The sequence below is a fragment of the Pantoea sp. Ft-CA_14 genome, from assembly GCF_024520875.1.
GTDB lineage: Bacteria > Pseudomonadota > Gammaproteobacteria > Enterobacterales > Enterobacteriaceae > Pantoea > Pantoea agglomerans.
In genome coordinates this window covers 452,941-468,087 of record NZ_JALNPM010000002.1, presented here as the reverse complement: position 1 = coordinate 468,087, position 15,147 = coordinate 452,941, and the positions used below count along the sequence as shown (strand labels likewise).

Annotated in this window: 17 protein-coding genes; 16 read left to right on the top strand and 1 reads right to left on the bottom strand. The window is 53.1% G+C overall.

All coding sequences use genetic code 11. From position 1 onward, the window contains the following. The first annotated feature begins 2 nt into the window (after window positions 1-2). Complete coding sequence (locus NR195_RS05450; protein ID WP_158131808.1) at window positions 3-461, top strand: DUF2280 domain-containing protein; 459 nt, start codon at window positions 3-5, stop codon at window positions 459-461. Continuing rightward, window positions 454-1,707, top strand: a complete 1,254-nt coding sequence (locus tag NR195_RS05445) for a PBSX family phage terminase large subunit (RefSeq protein WP_256844238.1) — start codon at window positions 454-456, stop codon at window positions 1,705-1,707. Before NR195_RS05450 ends, NR195_RS05445 begins: the two co-directional genes overlap by 8 nt. A 220-nt stretch (window positions 1,708-1,927) precedes the next feature. On the opposite strand, the gene NR195_RS05440 is transcribed toward NR195_RS05445, so the two are convergent. After that, window positions 1,928-2,239, bottom strand: coding sequence for a hypothetical protein (locus tag NR195_RS05440; RefSeq protein ID WP_256844237.1), 312 nt, complete (start codon window positions 2,237-2,239; stop codon window positions 1,928-1,930). A 120-nt stretch (window positions 2,240-2,359) separates the two neighbouring features. On the opposite strand from NR195_RS05440, the gene NR195_RS05435 reads away from it, so the two are divergent. The 14 genes from NR195_RS05435 to NR195_RS05370 all read left to right on the top strand — a co-directional run bounded on the left by NR195_RS05435 (window position 2,360) and on the right by NR195_RS05370 (window position 15,063). Beyond that, window positions 2,360-3,667: an anti-CBASS protein Acb1 family protein gene (locus NR195_RS05435; RefSeq protein ID WP_256844236.1), complete on the top strand. Its 1,308-nt coding sequence runs from the start codon at window positions 2,360-2,362 to the stop codon at window positions 3,665-3,667. Further along, a complete protein-coding gene (locus NR195_RS05430) occupies window positions 3,651-4,610 on the top strand; it encodes a phage minor head protein (RefSeq protein ID WP_256844235.1) in 960 nt (319 codons plus the stop codon). Before NR195_RS05435 ends, NR195_RS05430 begins: the two co-directional genes overlap by 17 nt. A 13-nt stretch (window positions 4,611-4,623) precedes the next feature. Further along, complete coding sequence (locus NR195_RS05425) at window positions 4,624-5,898, top strand: hypothetical protein (RefSeq protein WP_256844234.1); 1,275 nt, start codon at window positions 4,624-4,626, stop codon at window positions 5,896-5,898. Beyond that, complete coding sequence (locus tag NR195_RS05420; protein ID WP_256844233.1) at window positions 5,898-6,344, top strand: hypothetical protein; 447 nt, start codon at window positions 5,898-5,900, stop codon at window positions 6,342-6,344. The genes NR195_RS05425 and NR195_RS05420 overlap by 1 nt, the downstream gene beginning before the upstream one ends. 13 nt (window positions 6,345-6,357) lie before the next feature. Continuing rightward, on the top strand, window positions 6,358-7,455 hold the full coding sequence (locus NR195_RS05415; protein ID WP_256844232.1) for a major capsid protein: 1,098 nt from the start codon (window positions 6,358-6,360) through the stop codon (window positions 7,453-7,455). Between the two features lie 9 nt (window positions 7,456-7,464). Beyond that, window positions 7,465-7,764 (top strand): hypothetical protein, encoded by a 300-nt coding sequence (locus NR195_RS05410; RefSeq protein ID WP_256844231.1) that lies wholly within the window; start codon window positions 7,465-7,467, stop codon window positions 7,762-7,764. Window positions 7,765-7,824: 60 nt separating this feature from the next. Beyond that, window positions 7,825-8,226, top strand: a complete 402-nt coding sequence (locus NR195_RS05405) for a hypothetical protein (protein ID WP_256844230.1) — start codon at window positions 7,825-7,827, stop codon at window positions 8,224-8,226. Window positions 8,227-8,392: 166 nt separating this feature from the next. Further along, the gene (locus NR195_RS05400; protein ID WP_256844229.1) at window positions 8,393-8,743 is read left to right on the top strand and encodes a hypothetical protein; all 351 of its coding nucleotides are present in this window, start codon (window positions 8,393-8,395) and stop codon (window positions 8,741-8,743) included. 1 nt (window position 8,744) lies between these two features. Then, entirely contained in the window at window positions 8,745-9,113 is a 369-nt protein-coding gene (locus tag NR195_RS05395; RefSeq protein WP_256844228.1) for an HK97 gp10 family phage protein, read from the top strand. Continuing rightward, complete coding sequence (locus NR195_RS05390) at window positions 9,110-9,493, top strand: hypothetical protein (protein WP_256844227.1); 384 nt, start codon at window positions 9,110-9,112, stop codon at window positions 9,491-9,493. The genes NR195_RS05395 and NR195_RS05390 overlap by 4 nt, the downstream gene beginning before the upstream one ends. Window positions 9,494-9,553: 60 nt before the next feature. Next, window positions 9,554-10,309 (top strand): Ig-like domain-containing protein, encoded by a 756-nt coding sequence (locus NR195_RS05385; RefSeq protein WP_256844226.1) that lies wholly within the window; start codon window positions 9,554-9,556, stop codon window positions 10,307-10,309. Window positions 10,310-10,366: 57 nt separating this feature from the next. Further along, window positions 10,367-11,041 (top strand): DUF6246 family protein, encoded by a 675-nt coding sequence (locus NR195_RS05380; RefSeq protein ID WP_256844225.1) that lies wholly within the window; start codon window positions 10,367-10,369, stop codon window positions 11,039-11,041. Between the two features lie 101 nt (window positions 11,042-11,142). Continuing rightward, the gene (locus NR195_RS05375; protein ID WP_256844224.1) at window positions 11,143-11,547 is read left to right on the top strand and encodes a hypothetical protein; all 405 of its coding nucleotides are present in this window, start codon (window positions 11,143-11,145) and stop codon (window positions 11,545-11,547) included. A 57-nt stretch (window positions 11,548-11,604) separates the two neighbouring features. Then, window positions 11,605-15,063, top strand: coding sequence for a tape measure protein (locus NR195_RS05370; RefSeq protein ID WP_256844223.1), 3,459 nt, complete (start codon window positions 11,605-11,607; stop codon window positions 15,061-15,063). Window positions 15,064-15,147 lie beyond the last annotated feature (84 nt).

Below are 15,147 nucleotides of genomic sequence, written 5' to 3'. Positions count from 1 at the left end.
ATATGGCTGCATTAAAACCAGAGGTGAAAGCCTTCATCATTCAGTCACTTGCATGCTTTGATTCTCTAGCGATTGTTGCTGAGGCCGTCCAAAAACAATTTGGTATTAAAGTTACACCTCAACAGATTGAATCACACGATCCTACAAAGGCCAGCGGCAAGGGGCTTGCAAAAAAGTGGGTCGCTCTTTTTAACAGCACACGCGCCCGGTTTCAGACCGAAATATCTGACATCCCGATTGCCAATAAGTCCTACCGGCTACGCACGCTTGATCGCATGATGACCAAGGCCGAAAAAATGCAGAATCTTGCGCTGGCCGCATCACTGATGGAACAGGCAGCCAAAGAGGTTGGGGAAGCCTACACCAATCGGCAGAAGTTTGAGCACACCAGCCCCGATGGCAGCATGGCATCAAAACCAACCGTGATTCAGCTTTTACCCGTTGAGCCTAAGCATGAGTGACGCCGTACAACTTCCAATTCCCGCTAAACTTGCCCCCCTTTTTACTGCGGTAGGTAAACGCTATCGCTGTTCACATGGTGGGCGCGGCAGTGCAAAGACACGCACGTTTGCCTTGATGACAGCCGTCAGGGCATATCAGGCGATGATGAACCGTGAGAGCGGCGTGATCCTTTGTGCGCGTGAGTTCATGAACTCACTGGAGGAGTCGAGCATGCAGGAGGTTAAGCAGGCGATCCTCTCCGTCCCATGGCTGGCGTCTAACTTTGACATTGGTGATAAATACATCCGTACCATCGACAAAACGGTGACATATGTTTTCTCTGGTCTGCGGCACAACCTGGACAGCATCAAGTCGAAAGCGCGTATTCTACTGTGCTGGGTTGATGAGGCTGAGTCAGTCAGTGAAATCGCCTGGCAGAAGCTTAGCCCGACAGTGCGCGAAGAGGGATCAGAGATTTGGGTGACATGGAACCCTGAGCGCGACGGCAGCGCTACTGATAAGCGATTCCGCAAAGAGGCTGGTGACGACTGCATAACCGTAGAGATGAATTACACGGATAACCCCTGGTTCCCTGATGTGTTAGAGGGCGAGCGTCAGAACGATGAGCGCCGCCTCGATCCGGCAACTTATGCTTGGGTATGGGAGGGCGCATACCTCGAAAACTCAGACAAACAGGTGCTGGCAGGTAAATACCGTGTTGCTGAGTTCTCGGATAATTTGTGGAAAGAGGCGGAACGGTTGTTCTTTGGTGCTGACTTCGGTTTTGCCAAAGACCCTAACACGCTCACCCGCTCGTTCATTCTGCATAACCGGCTCTATGTTGAATACGAGGCGTATGGGCAGCAAACCGAACTCGATCACATGCCTGCTCTTTACGACACCATCCCCGGCGCTCGCGATTGGCCCATCAAAGCTGACTCAGCACGACCTGAGACAATAAGCTATCTCAGACGTCAGGGATTTAATATCTCTGCGGCTGAGAAGTGGCAGGGCAGTGTAGAGGATGGCATCGCCCACTTACGCGGCTTTGATGAAATCATTATCCACCCGCGCTGTAAGAACGTGGCACGCGAGGCAAGGATGTGGTCCTACAAAACTGATCGCATTACAGGGGAAGTATTGCCAAAACTGGCTGATGGTAATGAACACTGCTGGGATGGCATTAGATACAGCCTCGATGGTCACATCAAACGCAAGGCTCAGACGATGGGCATGATGATTCCTAAGCGCCTGCAGGGACGTTAAAACTTTTTGTGGTTAGTACCTAAAATAATCCTTTCACTATGATTTTTGGCTATGCATTTTCAGGCCGGTTTTATGCACTATTTATGCAGCCCGATTTCAGCTCTGCCGCGAGGAAATCATAGAGAAATAACCCGTTCATTATGAATTGCGCGTGAGTAGCATTTCTGAAAGGCGGGTAACACCCATTATGTTAAAAAGGGCTGAAGCCAGCCCTTTTATCTTATTCGTACATCTCGAAGTGCTCTGCGCGGCAATCATTACAAAGTAGGCCTTCGTAATAGCCTTCATCGTCAATTGCCCGCACTAATTCAGCGTCGACAAGTTGCGTAGTGCATTCGTTGTGATGATCACCTCGATTGGTCACACCGTCACAGGGCAATGTCATCAGGGGATTGATTACTCTTTTTTGTGCATCTGACAAGTTGTTGTAGCCAACGTCTCTGCCACGGCGAGCGATGCCATCAGCTGGATCCTTGCCTTCAAACACGTCACGCTCAAGTAGACGTTTTAATACTTCATCTTCGATAGCCATAAATGTTCCCTCATTGGTAAGTGAGGCTTCATCATAACGCTAGTTTGAGAAAAAAATGCCATTAATAAAGGTCGCTTAGGCGGCCTTTATTAATGCCTGAAACCCACCAGCGGAAAAATCATGACTGATCAATTAACACTCGCCGTCAATCACGCGCTGAATGATGTCAGGATGGCCCGTGCGCGCGCAATGGCATTCAACCCTGGCATGGGGCTGGATACAAAGCGCGAGAGCGCATGGTGCGAATATGGCTTTAAAGAAAACCTGACATTCGATGATCTGTACAAACTGTACCGGCGTGGCGGCATTGCTAACGGCGCAGTAAATAAATTGGCGTCAAATTGCTGGAAAACCAACCCTCAGGTTATTGAGGGCGAGCAGTCCGACGAGTCGCGAGAGGTGACCCTTTGGGAGCGTAGCAGCAACCAGGTATTTAACCACCGATTCTGGCGCACATTCGCTAAGGCCGATGTCAGGCGGCTGGTGGGGCGCTGGGCTGGCATCCTGCTGCACGTCAAAGACAGCAAGGAGTGGATTGAGCCGGTTGTTAAAGGTAAAGCGCTGCAGAAAATCACGCCGGTATGGGCTAGCGCATTGAAGGTTGCCACCCGTGACAGTAATGGCGCTATCACGATGTGGCAGTACACAGAGACGCTATCGGATGGCAGCACTGCACAGCGTAAGATTCACCCTGACCGCGTTCTGATTATCGGCGATATGTCAGATGACGAGATCGGTTTTCTAGAGCCAGGTTATAACGCTTGCGTCAGCCTGGAGAAAGTCGAAGGCGGCTCAGGTGAGTCGTTTCTGAAGAATGCGGCGCGTCAGCAGAGCATCAACTTCGACAAGGAGGTCGATTTCAAAAATCTGGCCTCACTGTATGGCGTCACGGTGGAAGAACTGCAGGAGCGTTTCAACGAAGCCGCACGCGAACTAAATCGTGGTAATGACACGCTACTGATTACTCAGGGCGCACAGGTCACATCGATGGTTAATGCCGTCTCTGACCCGGAGCCCACCTATGAGGTTAATCTAAAGACATTTTGCGCCTCGGTTGATATTCCCTCGCGCATCATCGTTGGCAACCAGTCAGGAGAGCGGGCCAGTACTGAGGACCAGATTTATTTCAACAGTCGCTGCCAGTCACGCCGGGGTGATCTGTCGTTCGATATTGAGGATATGGTCGATAAGCTCATTCAGCTGCAAATCATCAAGCCGGTGGCGAAGTTCAGCGTTGTATGGGATGAGTTAAACGAGCAATCACCCTCTGACAAACTCGAAAGCGCCAGCAAAATGAGCAGCATTAATCAGACCGCTCTCGCCTCGGGGGAGCAGGTGTTCACGGTTGATGAAATCCGTGTTGCGGCAGGCTATGAGCCTGGTGGTAGTAAACCGCTGCCGGAGGATGACGATGACGAAGAGGAGTAAGACGCCCAGTTTCGCAATCCTGCCCAGCAACAAAACAGACCCCACGGGCATTGACCCGTTAGAGCGCAAGGCGATGAAAGATTTCGCCAGACGCATCAAGAAGGTCGTAAAAATTTATAAAGACGCCCTTGAGCGATTCCCGGCATCCCTCGCCATTAACGCCCGCTATGAATACCAGCTCGATCCGGTTCTGCTGAACATGGTTCTCAACGACGCCAGCATTCTCACCGATGCCGTGCTGGTGGAGGGCGACCAGAACAATAACTGGTTCACTGAAAATTACGTTGAGGTTGCCGTTGTACGCGGGACCGCCCAGACATTTGCCAACCTGTCCCAACAGTCAGCGACCTACCTGGCTGACAGGCAGTCCCTTCAGTCCCTGCTAATGAGCGAACCCTATCAGCGACGAATGACGCTGGTTTACACGCGCGTGTTTGAGGAGATGAAGGGGTTATCGGCAGAGGTTAAACGGAACATGGCGCGGGTGCTAACCGAGGGCATCGGGCGCGGGCTTCACCCCTCAGTGGTGGCTAAAAACCTTACCGCGCAGGCAGATATTGAAAAACGCCGCGCTAACAGAATTGCCAGAACGGAGCTGACTACCGCACTGCGGCGCGCCCGCTGGGATGAGGCAGATGAGGCCACGCGAGATTTGGGCCTGAATATCCGGTTATTGCATTACTCAGCACTCAGCCCCACAACGCGCCAGTCGCATGCCATCCGGCACGCACACCTTTATACGACGGAGGAGGTCAGGCGGTGGTATGCCATCGGAGCCAATGCGATCAACTGCAAATGCTCACAGGTTGAAGTGCTGGTGGATGCTAAAGGCAATCCGCTTAACTCAAAAATTATTGAGATGGCTCAGGGGGAATACAAACGATACATGGCACTCGCCGCCAACCATTCACACCACTGCTGCGGCCCCCAGCACGCAGCCTAATCGAGACATAACCATGCCTATGCAGATTAACGTCACCACCAGGGTGAATAATCAGTCTATTCGCCGCGAAACGTATAACGGTCGCCCGCATCTGGTGCTGCCGAGCTACACGCTACCGGCAAACGTTGTGATGAACGGCGGCCTGTATCCGGCCTCGGAAATTGACGCTTATTATCAGGGGCTGGAGGGCACTCTGGCACCCCTCGGTCATCCGACCGTTAACGGCCAGTTTGTCTCTGCGTTCTCACCAGAGGGCATCAATGTCGGTCACATCGGTGCGTGGAATCGCAACGTGAAGAAGTCTGGCAACCGCATTTATGCAGAGAAATGGGTCGATACCACCGTTGCCAATCAGAGCGAAGGCGGGCGCGAATTGCTGGAGCGCGTAGCAGCCATTGAGCGCGGTGAGGATGTACCGCCAATCCATACCAGCGTTGCCGTGTTTCTCGACCAGCTGGAGGCCAGCGAAGAGCAAAAAGCCCAGGGCATCGAATGGGTGGCGAAAATCAACGCCATGGACCACGACGCCATCCTGCTGCATGAGGTGGGTGCAGCTCAGCCAGAGCAGGGCGTAGGTCTGATGGTCAACGCCGATCAAGCCAGGACGCTCAAACCTAATTCTGGCGCGCTGGTGGGGGAAAGTTACCGCGAGCGCGAGCGCCGTCTGGAACAGTCTGCCCGCGATAAATTTGTGACTGGCCCGGATGATTATGCCTGGATCGCCGATTTCACCGACTCGCAGGCCATCGTCATCCGTAATGGGAGTGACGCGCAGGTTTACGGCTACACCAATGAGGGCGGAAAAATCACCTTTGACGATACCGGCTCAAAAGTAACGCGTCAGGAGTCATGGGTGGCAATCGTAGCCAACAAATTCAAATCCATTTTCACACCGCAGGATGGTCCTGCAGCAAACCACCAACAGGAGGGCGAGATGCCTTTAACCAAAGAAGACGTGGAGCAAATCGGCAACATCGTGAGCGGCGCTATCACTGCGAACAACGAGACCACGCTTAAACCCATTGTTGAAGCGCTGGCGGGCATTCAGGCTAACCAGAAGACGCTATCTGACACCCTGACCGCCAATGCCCGCGCTGAGGAGAAAACCATGCGTGACGCGGTGGCTGCCGTTCATGGAGAGGTTATTGCCAACGCACTAACAGGGGAAGCGCTGAAAGAGATGTTCAGCAAGATGGGAGAAGCTACCCAGCTTGGGGCCAACAGCGCTAAAAACCCACCAGTTACCGGCGCGCCAGACCCAGCCGCCTATTTCGGAGGTGCTGCGTAATGGCTCGTTATCGTCGCATCAATATCGACGGGAAATCGCTCTATAAGACCGAAACCCGCGTGGCAGCTACAGACTTGCTGCCCGGCAGCGCCGCAGTCATCAACGCCGATGATGAATTTGTACAGGCTACGTCATTACGTGGCCGCATCTACATCATTGACGTCGCACACCATCAGGGGCTGTCAATTACGGACGCGGTTCCTGCTGGTGATTCAGCGGTGGGCAATTACGTGGAAGAGGGCCGCGAGCTCGCGCTGCTCTGTGGGCCGGGTACATACGCCAAAGACACCCCTATCAAGCTGGGCACCAATGGCAATTTCACACCGGCAACCGCTGACACTGACTCGGTGATCGGCTACAGCCAGGACGAGGCCACGATTGCGAACGGTACTGCCGATTTCATTCGCGTCCGCATGCGCGTTGGGACCATTGCCGCTGGCGCATAATCAGGAGAAAAAAATGTATTTTACTGCTGAAACACTGGCAACAAACAGTCGCCTCCAGGGGCACTGGAATCAACTATGGGCCAACCGCAATATCTTTAACCATCATAACGACATCATGGTGAATGCCTATCGTAGCGTGATGGATGCGGAAATGCTGGCTGTGAACACCATCGGCGGCCTTACTCGCGAGTTCTGGGCTGAGATTGACCGACAAGTTATCCAGTTGCGCGATCAGGAAACCGGCATGGAAATTGTCAACGACCTGATGAGCGTTCAGACGGTCCTCAACATCGGCAAAACTGCAAAACTTTATACCGTCGTTGGCGATATTGCTGATGACGTGTCTGTCAGCATTGATGGCCAGGCTCCATATTCGTTCGATCACACTGAGTACGACAGCGATGGTGACCCGATTCCGGTATTCACTGCAGGTTACGGTGTTAACTGGCGTCATGCTGCTGGACTGAGCACGGTTGGAATCGATCTGGCGCTGGATTCGCAGGCAGCAAAAATGCGCAAATTCCACAAACGCCGCGTTAAAGCCTACCTCAACGGCAATGACAACATCTCTGTGGATGGGTTGAAATCGCAGGGCATCAAAAACCATCGCAACACGCAGAAAATTAACCTCGGCAGTGGTGCTGGTGGTGCAAACATCGACCTTACCAAAGCCACACCGGCGCAGTTACTCGAATTTTTTGGTACTACTGGTGCGTTCGGACTGACTGCCCAAGCCAATAAAGTCACCGCCTATGACGTGCTCTGGATTAGCTCCCAAATCTGGGCAAACATGGGTAAACCTTATCTTATCGACATCAATAGCGGCACTAATGCTCTGGTGAGCGGGACAGTCCTTGATGCCATTAAAAAGTTCATGCCTGTGAAAGACGTGCGGATGACTTATGCGCTGAAGGGCAACGAGTTCATTGCATATGAGCGCCGTAAGGACGTTATCTCCCCGCTGGTGGGGATGGCTGTTGGTGTTGTTCCTCTGCCGCGCCTTATGCCGCAGAGCAATTTCAACTTCCAGATCATGTCTGCGGAAGGCTTGCAGATTAAACGCGATGATGAAGGCCTCTCGGGTGTCCTTTACGGCGCAAATCTCGACTAAGGAAAAATAATGGCTGACAAATACGAAGTGATCAGGCCCTGGTACGGTGTGGAGACTGGTGATGTGGTGGAACTTGAAACCGTCCATCCTTCTTTAAAACCTCATGTTCGCAAGCTGTCTGATAAAGCATCGGCTGAGCTGGTCCCGGCTACCCCGGAAGCCACCACTGATAACAAGGCGCGTAAAGCCATCATTACTGCCCGGCTTGATGAACTCGGTATTGAGTACAAAGGCAGCCTTGGAACTGACCGGCTGGCAGAACTGTTGCCGGATGGCGAGCTGGAAAAGCTTTTCCCAACCACTGAATAACAGCCGCCGCTCAGGCGGTTTTTTTATGCCCTCTGCGGAGGGCTTTTGGCAGAGGTATGCATGATTACCACGGCACAGGCAAAAGAGTACCTGACCAGCCAGGGCATTACGTTGCCTGATTTTATCCTAGAGGCGCTGGTGGAGCAGGCAAACAGTATTCAGGCGTGTCTGGATGCCAACTATCCACCAGCGACCGCACTGCTGATCCAGATGTATCTGTTAGGGCTGATGGGGCTGGGGCAGGGAGATAAATACATCAGCTCGCAGTCAGCGCCGTCCGGCGCGTCACGATCATTCCGCTATCAGTCGTTCTCGGACCGCTGGAAAGGGTCGCTGGCGCTTTTACAGGGTCTCGACAAAAACGGCTGTGCCACGGATTTGATCCCCGCCGATCCGACACAACAGGCATTTGCAGGTATCTGGATTGGTAAGGGCGGGTGCATGTCGGGTGGCACTCGATGAACTGGCAGCCAGCGGCACAACCACCCAAGCCGTTCCGGCGCGTCTGGGTGAAAACGGATAGCGGTCATCGGACAACGGGCTACGTTAACGAGTCAGGCGAGTGGCGGATTAACTGCCAGCGTATAGCCGCACTTAAACCCGCTGTAATCAGCTGGAGGGAATAACTATGTCTGAGCTTGCCCGATGGTCTTACACCGGCAAGGCGACGTTTTGGAAGCGGCTGGCGGGACAGGACGAATATGGCGACCCGCTGGGATTTGCTGAGCCTGTAGTCATCGACTGCGGCTATCAGGGTGGATTAAGTAGGCGGATCGGTAATCTCGGTTCGGAGCTGGTGGTTAAAAACACGATCTGGACTGAGTTTGCTGATGCCGATACAGGCGATTACATCCTGATTGGCGTCTCTCATGAGTCGGACCCGCTTAAGGCTGGGGCTGATGAGGTCATGCAGTCCGTCCGCTTTGAGGACACCTTTGATCGCCTTGTCGATGACTGGGCGATTATTACAGGAGGCTGATGTGGGCGTTAAAGTCAGGGGGATCAAAGAAGTAAGGCGCAACGTTAACCGCATTGTCGATAACATTCAGGATCGGCGGATAGTTCGGGCGCTGACCGGCGCGATGATTGTCGGGGCAGCGCAGGCATCCATCTATACGCCAATCGACACCTCATACCTGCTGAACAGCCAGTTCCGTGAAATCGTGGTCAATGGCACTCGCATCACCGGTCGCGTGGGCTACACGGCCAGCTATGCAGCCTATGTTCACGATCCGGCAATACGGCAGCAATTCCGACGCTCCACGGCAGAGAAAGAGTTTCTGACCAAAGGGTTTGAGGAAAGCCGCGACGTTATTGATCGCGTTGTGCAAAAGGAAATGTCGCTATGAATCCTCCAATGCACACCCGCGTGCGTAACCATTTTGTTGATGCGGGACTGACCACAGGTTTTACCACTCAGCTGCTGATGTGGAATGACACTGGCAATCAGGGCGAGGCGTTCATGGTTTTCCGTCCGGCTGGTGGCACGCCAATCGATGCTGTGATCAGCTCTGAATATTATGTGATGGTCGATGTGGTTGGCGCTAAAGGGGGGACTGGCCGGGCAGACGCTGCCGTGCAGGACATTATTGAGCACGTCAAATCGAATCCGACAGGCAACCCCTGTTTGGGACAGATAACCAATATGGGCGGAATACCTGCACCAATCCCGACCACAGAGGGGCGTCTGGTTTACCGCCTGATGTTTTCCTGCCTCTACGGCGAATAAAAAAACTTTTTGAAATCACAGGTCGCTCAGGCGGCCTTTTTTTATGAAATGAGGAATTATATGAACGGTTGCAAAAGCACTTTTGACCGCCTGATTGGCCGCGCTAAAACGCTGGAACTGGCCTATGGTTGCCCGGATGCTCGACCGGGCGAGGCAGAGTGGAAATTACTCGGGCTACCGACATCGGCAACATGGGATATGAGCCCCGAATCACTGACGTCAGACGCAGATGATGGCGGGTTTACCTCAACCATGATTGCCAGCCTGGACCCAACCTACTCGATTGAGGGCGAGGTTCGCGTTAATGATCGTTCTGATGAGTTTGGCATTCAGCAATTCACCAAATATTTCGTTGATGAAGTTAAGGCGCGCAGGAATCCAACGGTCTGGATGCGTTTCCATTGGGGTAACTACTATCACATCGGTTACATGGTGGCATCTGGTCTCAGTGACGGTGGTGGTGTTAAAGAGATTGTTACTTACAGCCTTGAGCTGAAACTTAATGAAGGCACCACTTTCGCAATTGAGCCTGATGGCGAAGACGAAGCCGTAACCGGCGTGACAGTCACCCCCACCAGCGCCAGTATTGCCGCAGGGGTATCCACCAGCTTCAACGTAAACGTTGCGCCAGCTGATGCGTCAGATACAACGTTTACCGTTGCCTCATCTGTACCAGCGCGTGCTACTGCAACCATCAAGGGCTCCACGGTGACGGTAAGCGCCCCATCTGGAGCGACGGCAGGCACCGCAAACATCACCGTAACCACTACCGATGGATCATTCACAGCCGTTTTCGCTGTAACCGTGACCGTGTAGTGATCATTCCCTGGGTCTCCTGTGAGGCCCACACAATGATTACTGAGGAGAAAAGCCATGGTCCCAATGAAAGAGATCGGCGAGTGCCTTATTAGCACGCCTGACGCCGATTATCTGTTTCGCCCCTCGTTCATCAACATGATGCGTATTGGTGAGCCACAGGAAATCGTTCAGGTATTCGCTGACCTGCACAGCGACGAAATCACTCCACTGACTGAGCGTGCGCTGGCTGCATATGGACGCATCCCGTTGTGGCTGATTAATCACATCCGCACCAGTACCTACGGTAAACGCGCGCTGGTGGCTGCAATAACCGTGCTGGAGGCATGCAGCAATGATGATTTGTCTCCGCTGATTGGCGAGTTCCGACCGGCTAAAGCTAAGGGCAGGCCGTTCAAGCGCCGCAAGGGGCTAATGGATGATTTGGATATGGTCTTGATCTCCCTATCGCTAATCACGCACGGCATTATTGGAAAGGCCAAGGTGCGCCAGTTGCAGCGCAATGAGAGCGGCGCGACCACAAACGAATTTAACGCATTTGAATATATCAGTGCTGCCCGTACCCATTTTGGCATCAGCCGGGAAGAGGCTCAGCAACTAACGATGACAGAATTTCAGCTGATGCTGGCTGCTAAATATCCCGCCCAGAAGGGGTATACCAAAGAGGAGTATGACCAGGCAGCGGATGATTATTTTGCTCTTCGCGAGAAGCGACGGGCTAAGGATGTTTGATGGCCCGAGATTAATTAGCAATGCTTTGGTGGGGTTATCGCTTCCTATTAAATAGGGCAGGCTTTAGGATTATCGCCACACTTACTTGTGGGGATAGGGATATGAAAAAATTTTTTGTGGCACTCGCTTTAACGTGTTCGGTGTTATTGGTAACAGGCTGCGCGCCTAAACCACCATCAATGACATCAATAAAAAACGCCAGCTATGGCGTGCTGCCTAACGATTATCAGCAGCAGATTAAAAAATACATGACATCGATATTAAAAGACCCTGAATCTGCCAGATATACATTCGAGCCGCCATTCAAGGCTTACTCTCAGGATGGCTCTTTGTCATCCACGGCTGGTGGAGTGGTATATGGATATGCCGCAGGTGTTCAAGTAAACGCAAAAAATAGTTATGGCGGCTATACCGGAAACCAGCTTTATGTCTTCATGTTTTCGAACGGTGTTATGTATGACACCACTATGAATTTTAAATATGGACGGGTACACCGCGTTCCATAACTGAAATATTTTTAAAACCTCGCTCAGGCGGGGTTTTTTTATGCCTGGAGAATATGAATGGCAGGTTCAGTAAACGCTGGAAGCATCGTCTACGAGGTGGACATGGACACCGCCCGCCTGCTGGCGGCCCGTCGTGAGGTTGATGCCGCCCTCAGTGGTATGAGCGGGACTGTTGGGCGTCTTGATACGTCTGTAACCCGTGCAGAGCGTTCAGTGGCAACGTTGCAGCGCACTATGTCGCGATTGAACGCGGTAGCCAGTAGCGTAATGGCGGCTATTTCTGTTCAGCAGATCGCGCAGTACGGTAACGAGTGGGTGACGGTTAACAACAAACTGGTTAACTCAATCCGGGCCAGTGAGTCTCTGGCTGACGTTACTCAGCGCGTTTTCGATATTTCACAGGATACTCGCGCCGGTCTGGAGGCTACAGCAACCCTCTATGGACGCCTTGAGCGCTCAACACGCAGTGCCGGGACGAGCATCAAAGACCTGATCACGCTCACCTCTACAATCAACAAAGGTCTGGCGGTTTCTGGCGCAACCACGGAGGAAGCCAGATCCACAATGACGCAGTTGTCTCAGGCATTAGCGTCAGGTGTCCTGCGTGGGGAGGAGTTCAACTCCATCTCTGAGAACGGTAGCCGCCTCACCATGGCGTTGGCTGATTCTCTTGGCGTAACTATCGGCCAGCTCCGCAACATGGCAGCAGAGGGTAAGCTGACCACCGAAGTTGTTGTGAATGGACTACTCAAGCAAAGCGATGCGATTGCTAAAGAGTTTGCCAACACAGCGCTAACAATGGGTCAGGCATTCACTGTAGCCAGCAACAATATCACCAAATTTGTCGGGGAAAACACCACCGTATCAACCTCTATCCGCGTGTTTAACGACGCGGTGATTTCACTCAGCCAGAATCTTGATCTGGTCGCTAATGCGATTGGTGTAGCCGCTGTGATATTTGGTGCGCGCTTTACCGGCGCACTGGCGCTGGCAACGAAAGCGCGCATCGATGACGCACTTGCGGCAAAAGCGCAGGCCACCGCCACTGCCCAATCCACTGCGGCCACCGCTAACGCGGCTCGCGTGACCGCGCTCAAGGCCAGCCTGGATAAAGAACAGGCGCTGTCAAACCTTGCCCTGGCCCAGGCTGAGTACAACGTTGCCAGAGGATCGGCGGCGGAGGCGTTCGCGCTGGAAAACCTGATCGCCATTAAATCTGTAGCCATTCAGCGTTCTGCCACCTATGCAGAGGCTCAGATTGCCGAAGCGGCAGCTACCAGAACGGCAGCGGCTGCCGCAGCGGCGGCAACCACAACCATCGGTGGGCTTGCCAGAGGGGCGCTGGCCCTGATTGGTGGGCCAGCTGGTGTGGCAATGATAGCGGCAGCCGGAATTTTCTATTTCTATCAGAAAATGCAGCAGGCGCGTCAGGAAAGTATCGATTTTGCTGACAAGTTGGATGGTGTCATAGCCAAAATGAAAACCATGAGTCAGGTTCAGCTCGCCGCTCAGATTGATAATGCCACCCGGTCCATCACAGCCCAGGCAGATGCGATTAAGGACAACCAGGCAACATTGGAGGCCAATGAGCTGCAGCAGTCCCGTCTGCGCCGCACCCTGAGCCATCTGGAGGAGGGGAGTCTGCTTTACAGGATGACCCTTTCCGAGCTGTCAGACGCCCAGAGCGAGCATACCCAACTCCTCGCGGAGAATGAGACAGCACAGAACAAACTGAGCCAGACGGTCAGCAAAACAGGCATTCTGCGCGCTCAGATGAACGGAACGTTTGTACAGGGTATCGACCTGCTCAAGCGTGATGGGCATGAAGCCAGCATAACCTCCGGCCTGATGAATCAGCTTGGAACGGCGATTGATTTCGCCAGCCGTGCAAAAGAAAAATTCAACTCCACCAGCCTGCAGATACCGCGCAGTGAAAAAGCCGACGCCTATAACAAAGCGTTGGAGGATGAAAATACACTTCTGGCCATCACAGATAAGCGTCTTCGTGCGGTCACTAAGGCGCGAATGGAGGCGACCGAAAAAGGGGGGAATCAGAATCAGATCAACGCTGCAGGTCAGCTAGCCGGTGCTCAGTACGATCTGCAGCTCGCTGAGAAGGCCCGAAATAAAGAAACGCGAGAGGGACTGGCTGCCGGGAAGAAAGCAGAGACTCAGGCCGAGAGCGTTGCAAGCAAGCTGGCTAACCTAAAGCAGCAATCAGAGCTGGTGGCTGATTCAACCCGTCAACTTAGTCGCGAACAGGCGATACTGGCCGCTCAGCAGTCCCTCGGCAGCGCTGCCACTCAGGCGGATATTAAACAGGCCGGGGAGTATGCCGCTGCCAAATGGGACGCCAGCAACGCGATACGCGCTCAGGCCGCAGCCGAAAAACTTCTGCCTGAGACTAAAGAGAATGCCAGCTATAAACAGGATGTGGCTGACCTGCAGGCGGCATTATCCGCCAAAAAAATCAGCCAGGCTCAATTCAACGCATTCTCAGAGCGTCTTGAGCAGGAGCACCAGGTTAATCTCGCCAAAATTAGGGCTGACCAGGTAGTAACGCCACAGCAGTCTGCTGCCGGTACAGCTGATCCGGTTCAGCAACTGGCAAACGAGAACGCCCAGAAACTGGCATTAATCCAACAGTTTGAGGCAGATAAAACACTTACTCAGGATCAAGCTCTGGCTTTGAGAAATGCAGCCAATACAACGTTTGAGCAGGCGCGTATCGCGGCACAGTGGGAAATATGGAGTAACCAGAATGCTGCCAATCAGTTATTGGCGGCTTCGTTTGAATCGTTGGCAGGCAATGCCTCTAATGCTCTCACTGGTGTGATTACCGGCTCAATGTCTGCACAGGAGGCCATGTCATCCCTCGCCAGCAACGCGCTCAACAGCCTGATAAATGGCTTTGTGCAAATGGGTGTCGAGTGGGTTAAATCTGCTGTCACAGGCGGAGCGCAACAGATAGCCATGCAACAGGCTGTAGCCGCGTCATCAGTTGCAGCAACAGCCACTACAACAGCAGCGAGCACCACCGCTGCAGGAACAACCATGGCCGCATGGCTGCCAGCCGCGCTGGTGGCATCTGTGGGTTCATTTGGTGCGGCAGCAATCATCGGCGGGGCTGCATTGGTTGGCGCGTTTGCGTTGTCACAAACGTTATCAGGCAAACGCAAAAACGGCGGGCCGGTGTCAGCGGGCTCTATGTATCAGGTAGGTGAAGGCGGCATGCCTGAAATCTATCAGGCCAGCAGTGGCAAGCAGTTCATGATCCCCGGCGATAACGGCAAGGTGATCAGCAATAAAGACCTGAACTCTGGCAGCAGCGGGCAAATTCAGGTCTCCATTGAGTTCAATGATTACACCTCTGGCACGCATACCTATGATGCGCAGGCAACACAGAGCGGTAACACGCTAACTGTTCAGGCGTTCATCATGGATATGGACCAAGGCGGGCCAATGAGTGCCTCAATTACCAATAATCTGCAGACGCAGAGGAGGGCCAGGGAATAATTATCACAGACTCATCAACTATCCACCTGCACCCATAAGATTGTTTCACAGACCCGCTACGGCGGGTTTTTTGTTTGCTGAGGA

What these genes read in the sequence shown, in the direction of transcription:
- NR195_RS05400 (WP_256844229.1), top strand. Translation starts at nt 8,393, where the DNA reads ATGTCTGAGCTTGCCCGATGGTCTTACACCGGCAAGGCGACGTTTTGG.
- NR195_RS05410 (WP_256844231.1), top strand. Translation starts at nt 7,465, where the DNA reads ATGGCTGACAAATACGAAGTGATCAGGCCCTGGTACGGTGTGGAGACT.
- NR195_RS05385 (WP_256844226.1), top strand. Translation starts at nt 9,554, where the DNA reads ATGAACGGTTGCAAAAGCACTTTTGACCGCCTGATTGGCCGCGCTAAA.
- NR195_RS05405 (WP_256844230.1), top strand. Translation starts at nt 7,825, where the DNA reads ATGATTACCACGGCACAGGCAAAAGAGTACCTGACCAGCCAGGGCATT.
- NR195_RS05420 (WP_256844233.1), top strand. Translation starts at nt 5,898, where the DNA reads ATGGCTCGTTATCGTCGCATCAATATCGACGGGAAATCGCTCTATAAG.
- NR195_RS05450 (WP_158131808.1), top strand. Translation starts at nt 3, where the DNA reads ATGGCTGCATTAAAACCAGAGGTGAAAGCCTTCATCATTCAGTCACTT.
- NR195_RS05430 (WP_256844235.1), top strand. Translation starts at nt 3,651, where the DNA reads ATGACGAAGAGGAGTAAGACGCCCAGTTTCGCAATCCTGCCCAGCAAC.
- NR195_RS05415 (WP_256844232.1), top strand. Translation starts at nt 6,358, where the DNA reads ATGTATTTTACTGCTGAAACACTGGCAACAAACAGTCGCCTCCAGGGG.
- NR195_RS05440 (WP_256844237.1), bottom strand. Translation starts at nt 2,239, where the DNA reads ATGGCTATCGAAGATGAAGTATTAAAACGTCTACTTGAGCGTGACGTG.
- NR195_RS05425 (WP_256844234.1), top strand. Translation starts at nt 4,624, where the DNA reads ATGCCTATGCAGATTAACGTCACCACCAGGGTGAATAATCAGTCTATT.
- NR195_RS05445 (WP_256844238.1), top strand. Translation starts at nt 454, where the DNA reads ATGAGTGACGCCGTACAACTTCCAATTCCCGCTAAACTTGCCCCCCTT.
- NR195_RS05370 (WP_256844223.1), top strand. Translation starts at nt 11,605, where the DNA reads ATGGCAGGTTCAGTAAACGCTGGAAGCATCGTCTACGAGGTGGACATG.
- NR195_RS05375 (WP_256844224.1), top strand. Translation starts at nt 11,143, where the DNA reads ATGAAAAAATTTTTTGTGGCACTCGCTTTAACGTGTTCGGTGTTATTG.
- NR195_RS05435 (WP_256844236.1), top strand. Translation starts at nt 2,360, where the DNA reads ATGACTGATCAATTAACACTCGCCGTCAATCACGCGCTGAATGATGTC.
- NR195_RS05390 (WP_256844227.1), top strand. Translation starts at nt 9,110, where the DNA reads ATGAATCCTCCAATGCACACCCGCGTGCGTAACCATTTTGTTGATGCG.
- NR195_RS05380 (WP_256844225.1), top strand. Translation starts at nt 10,367, where the DNA reads ATGGTCCCAATGAAAGAGATCGGCGAGTGCCTTATTAGCACGCCTGAC.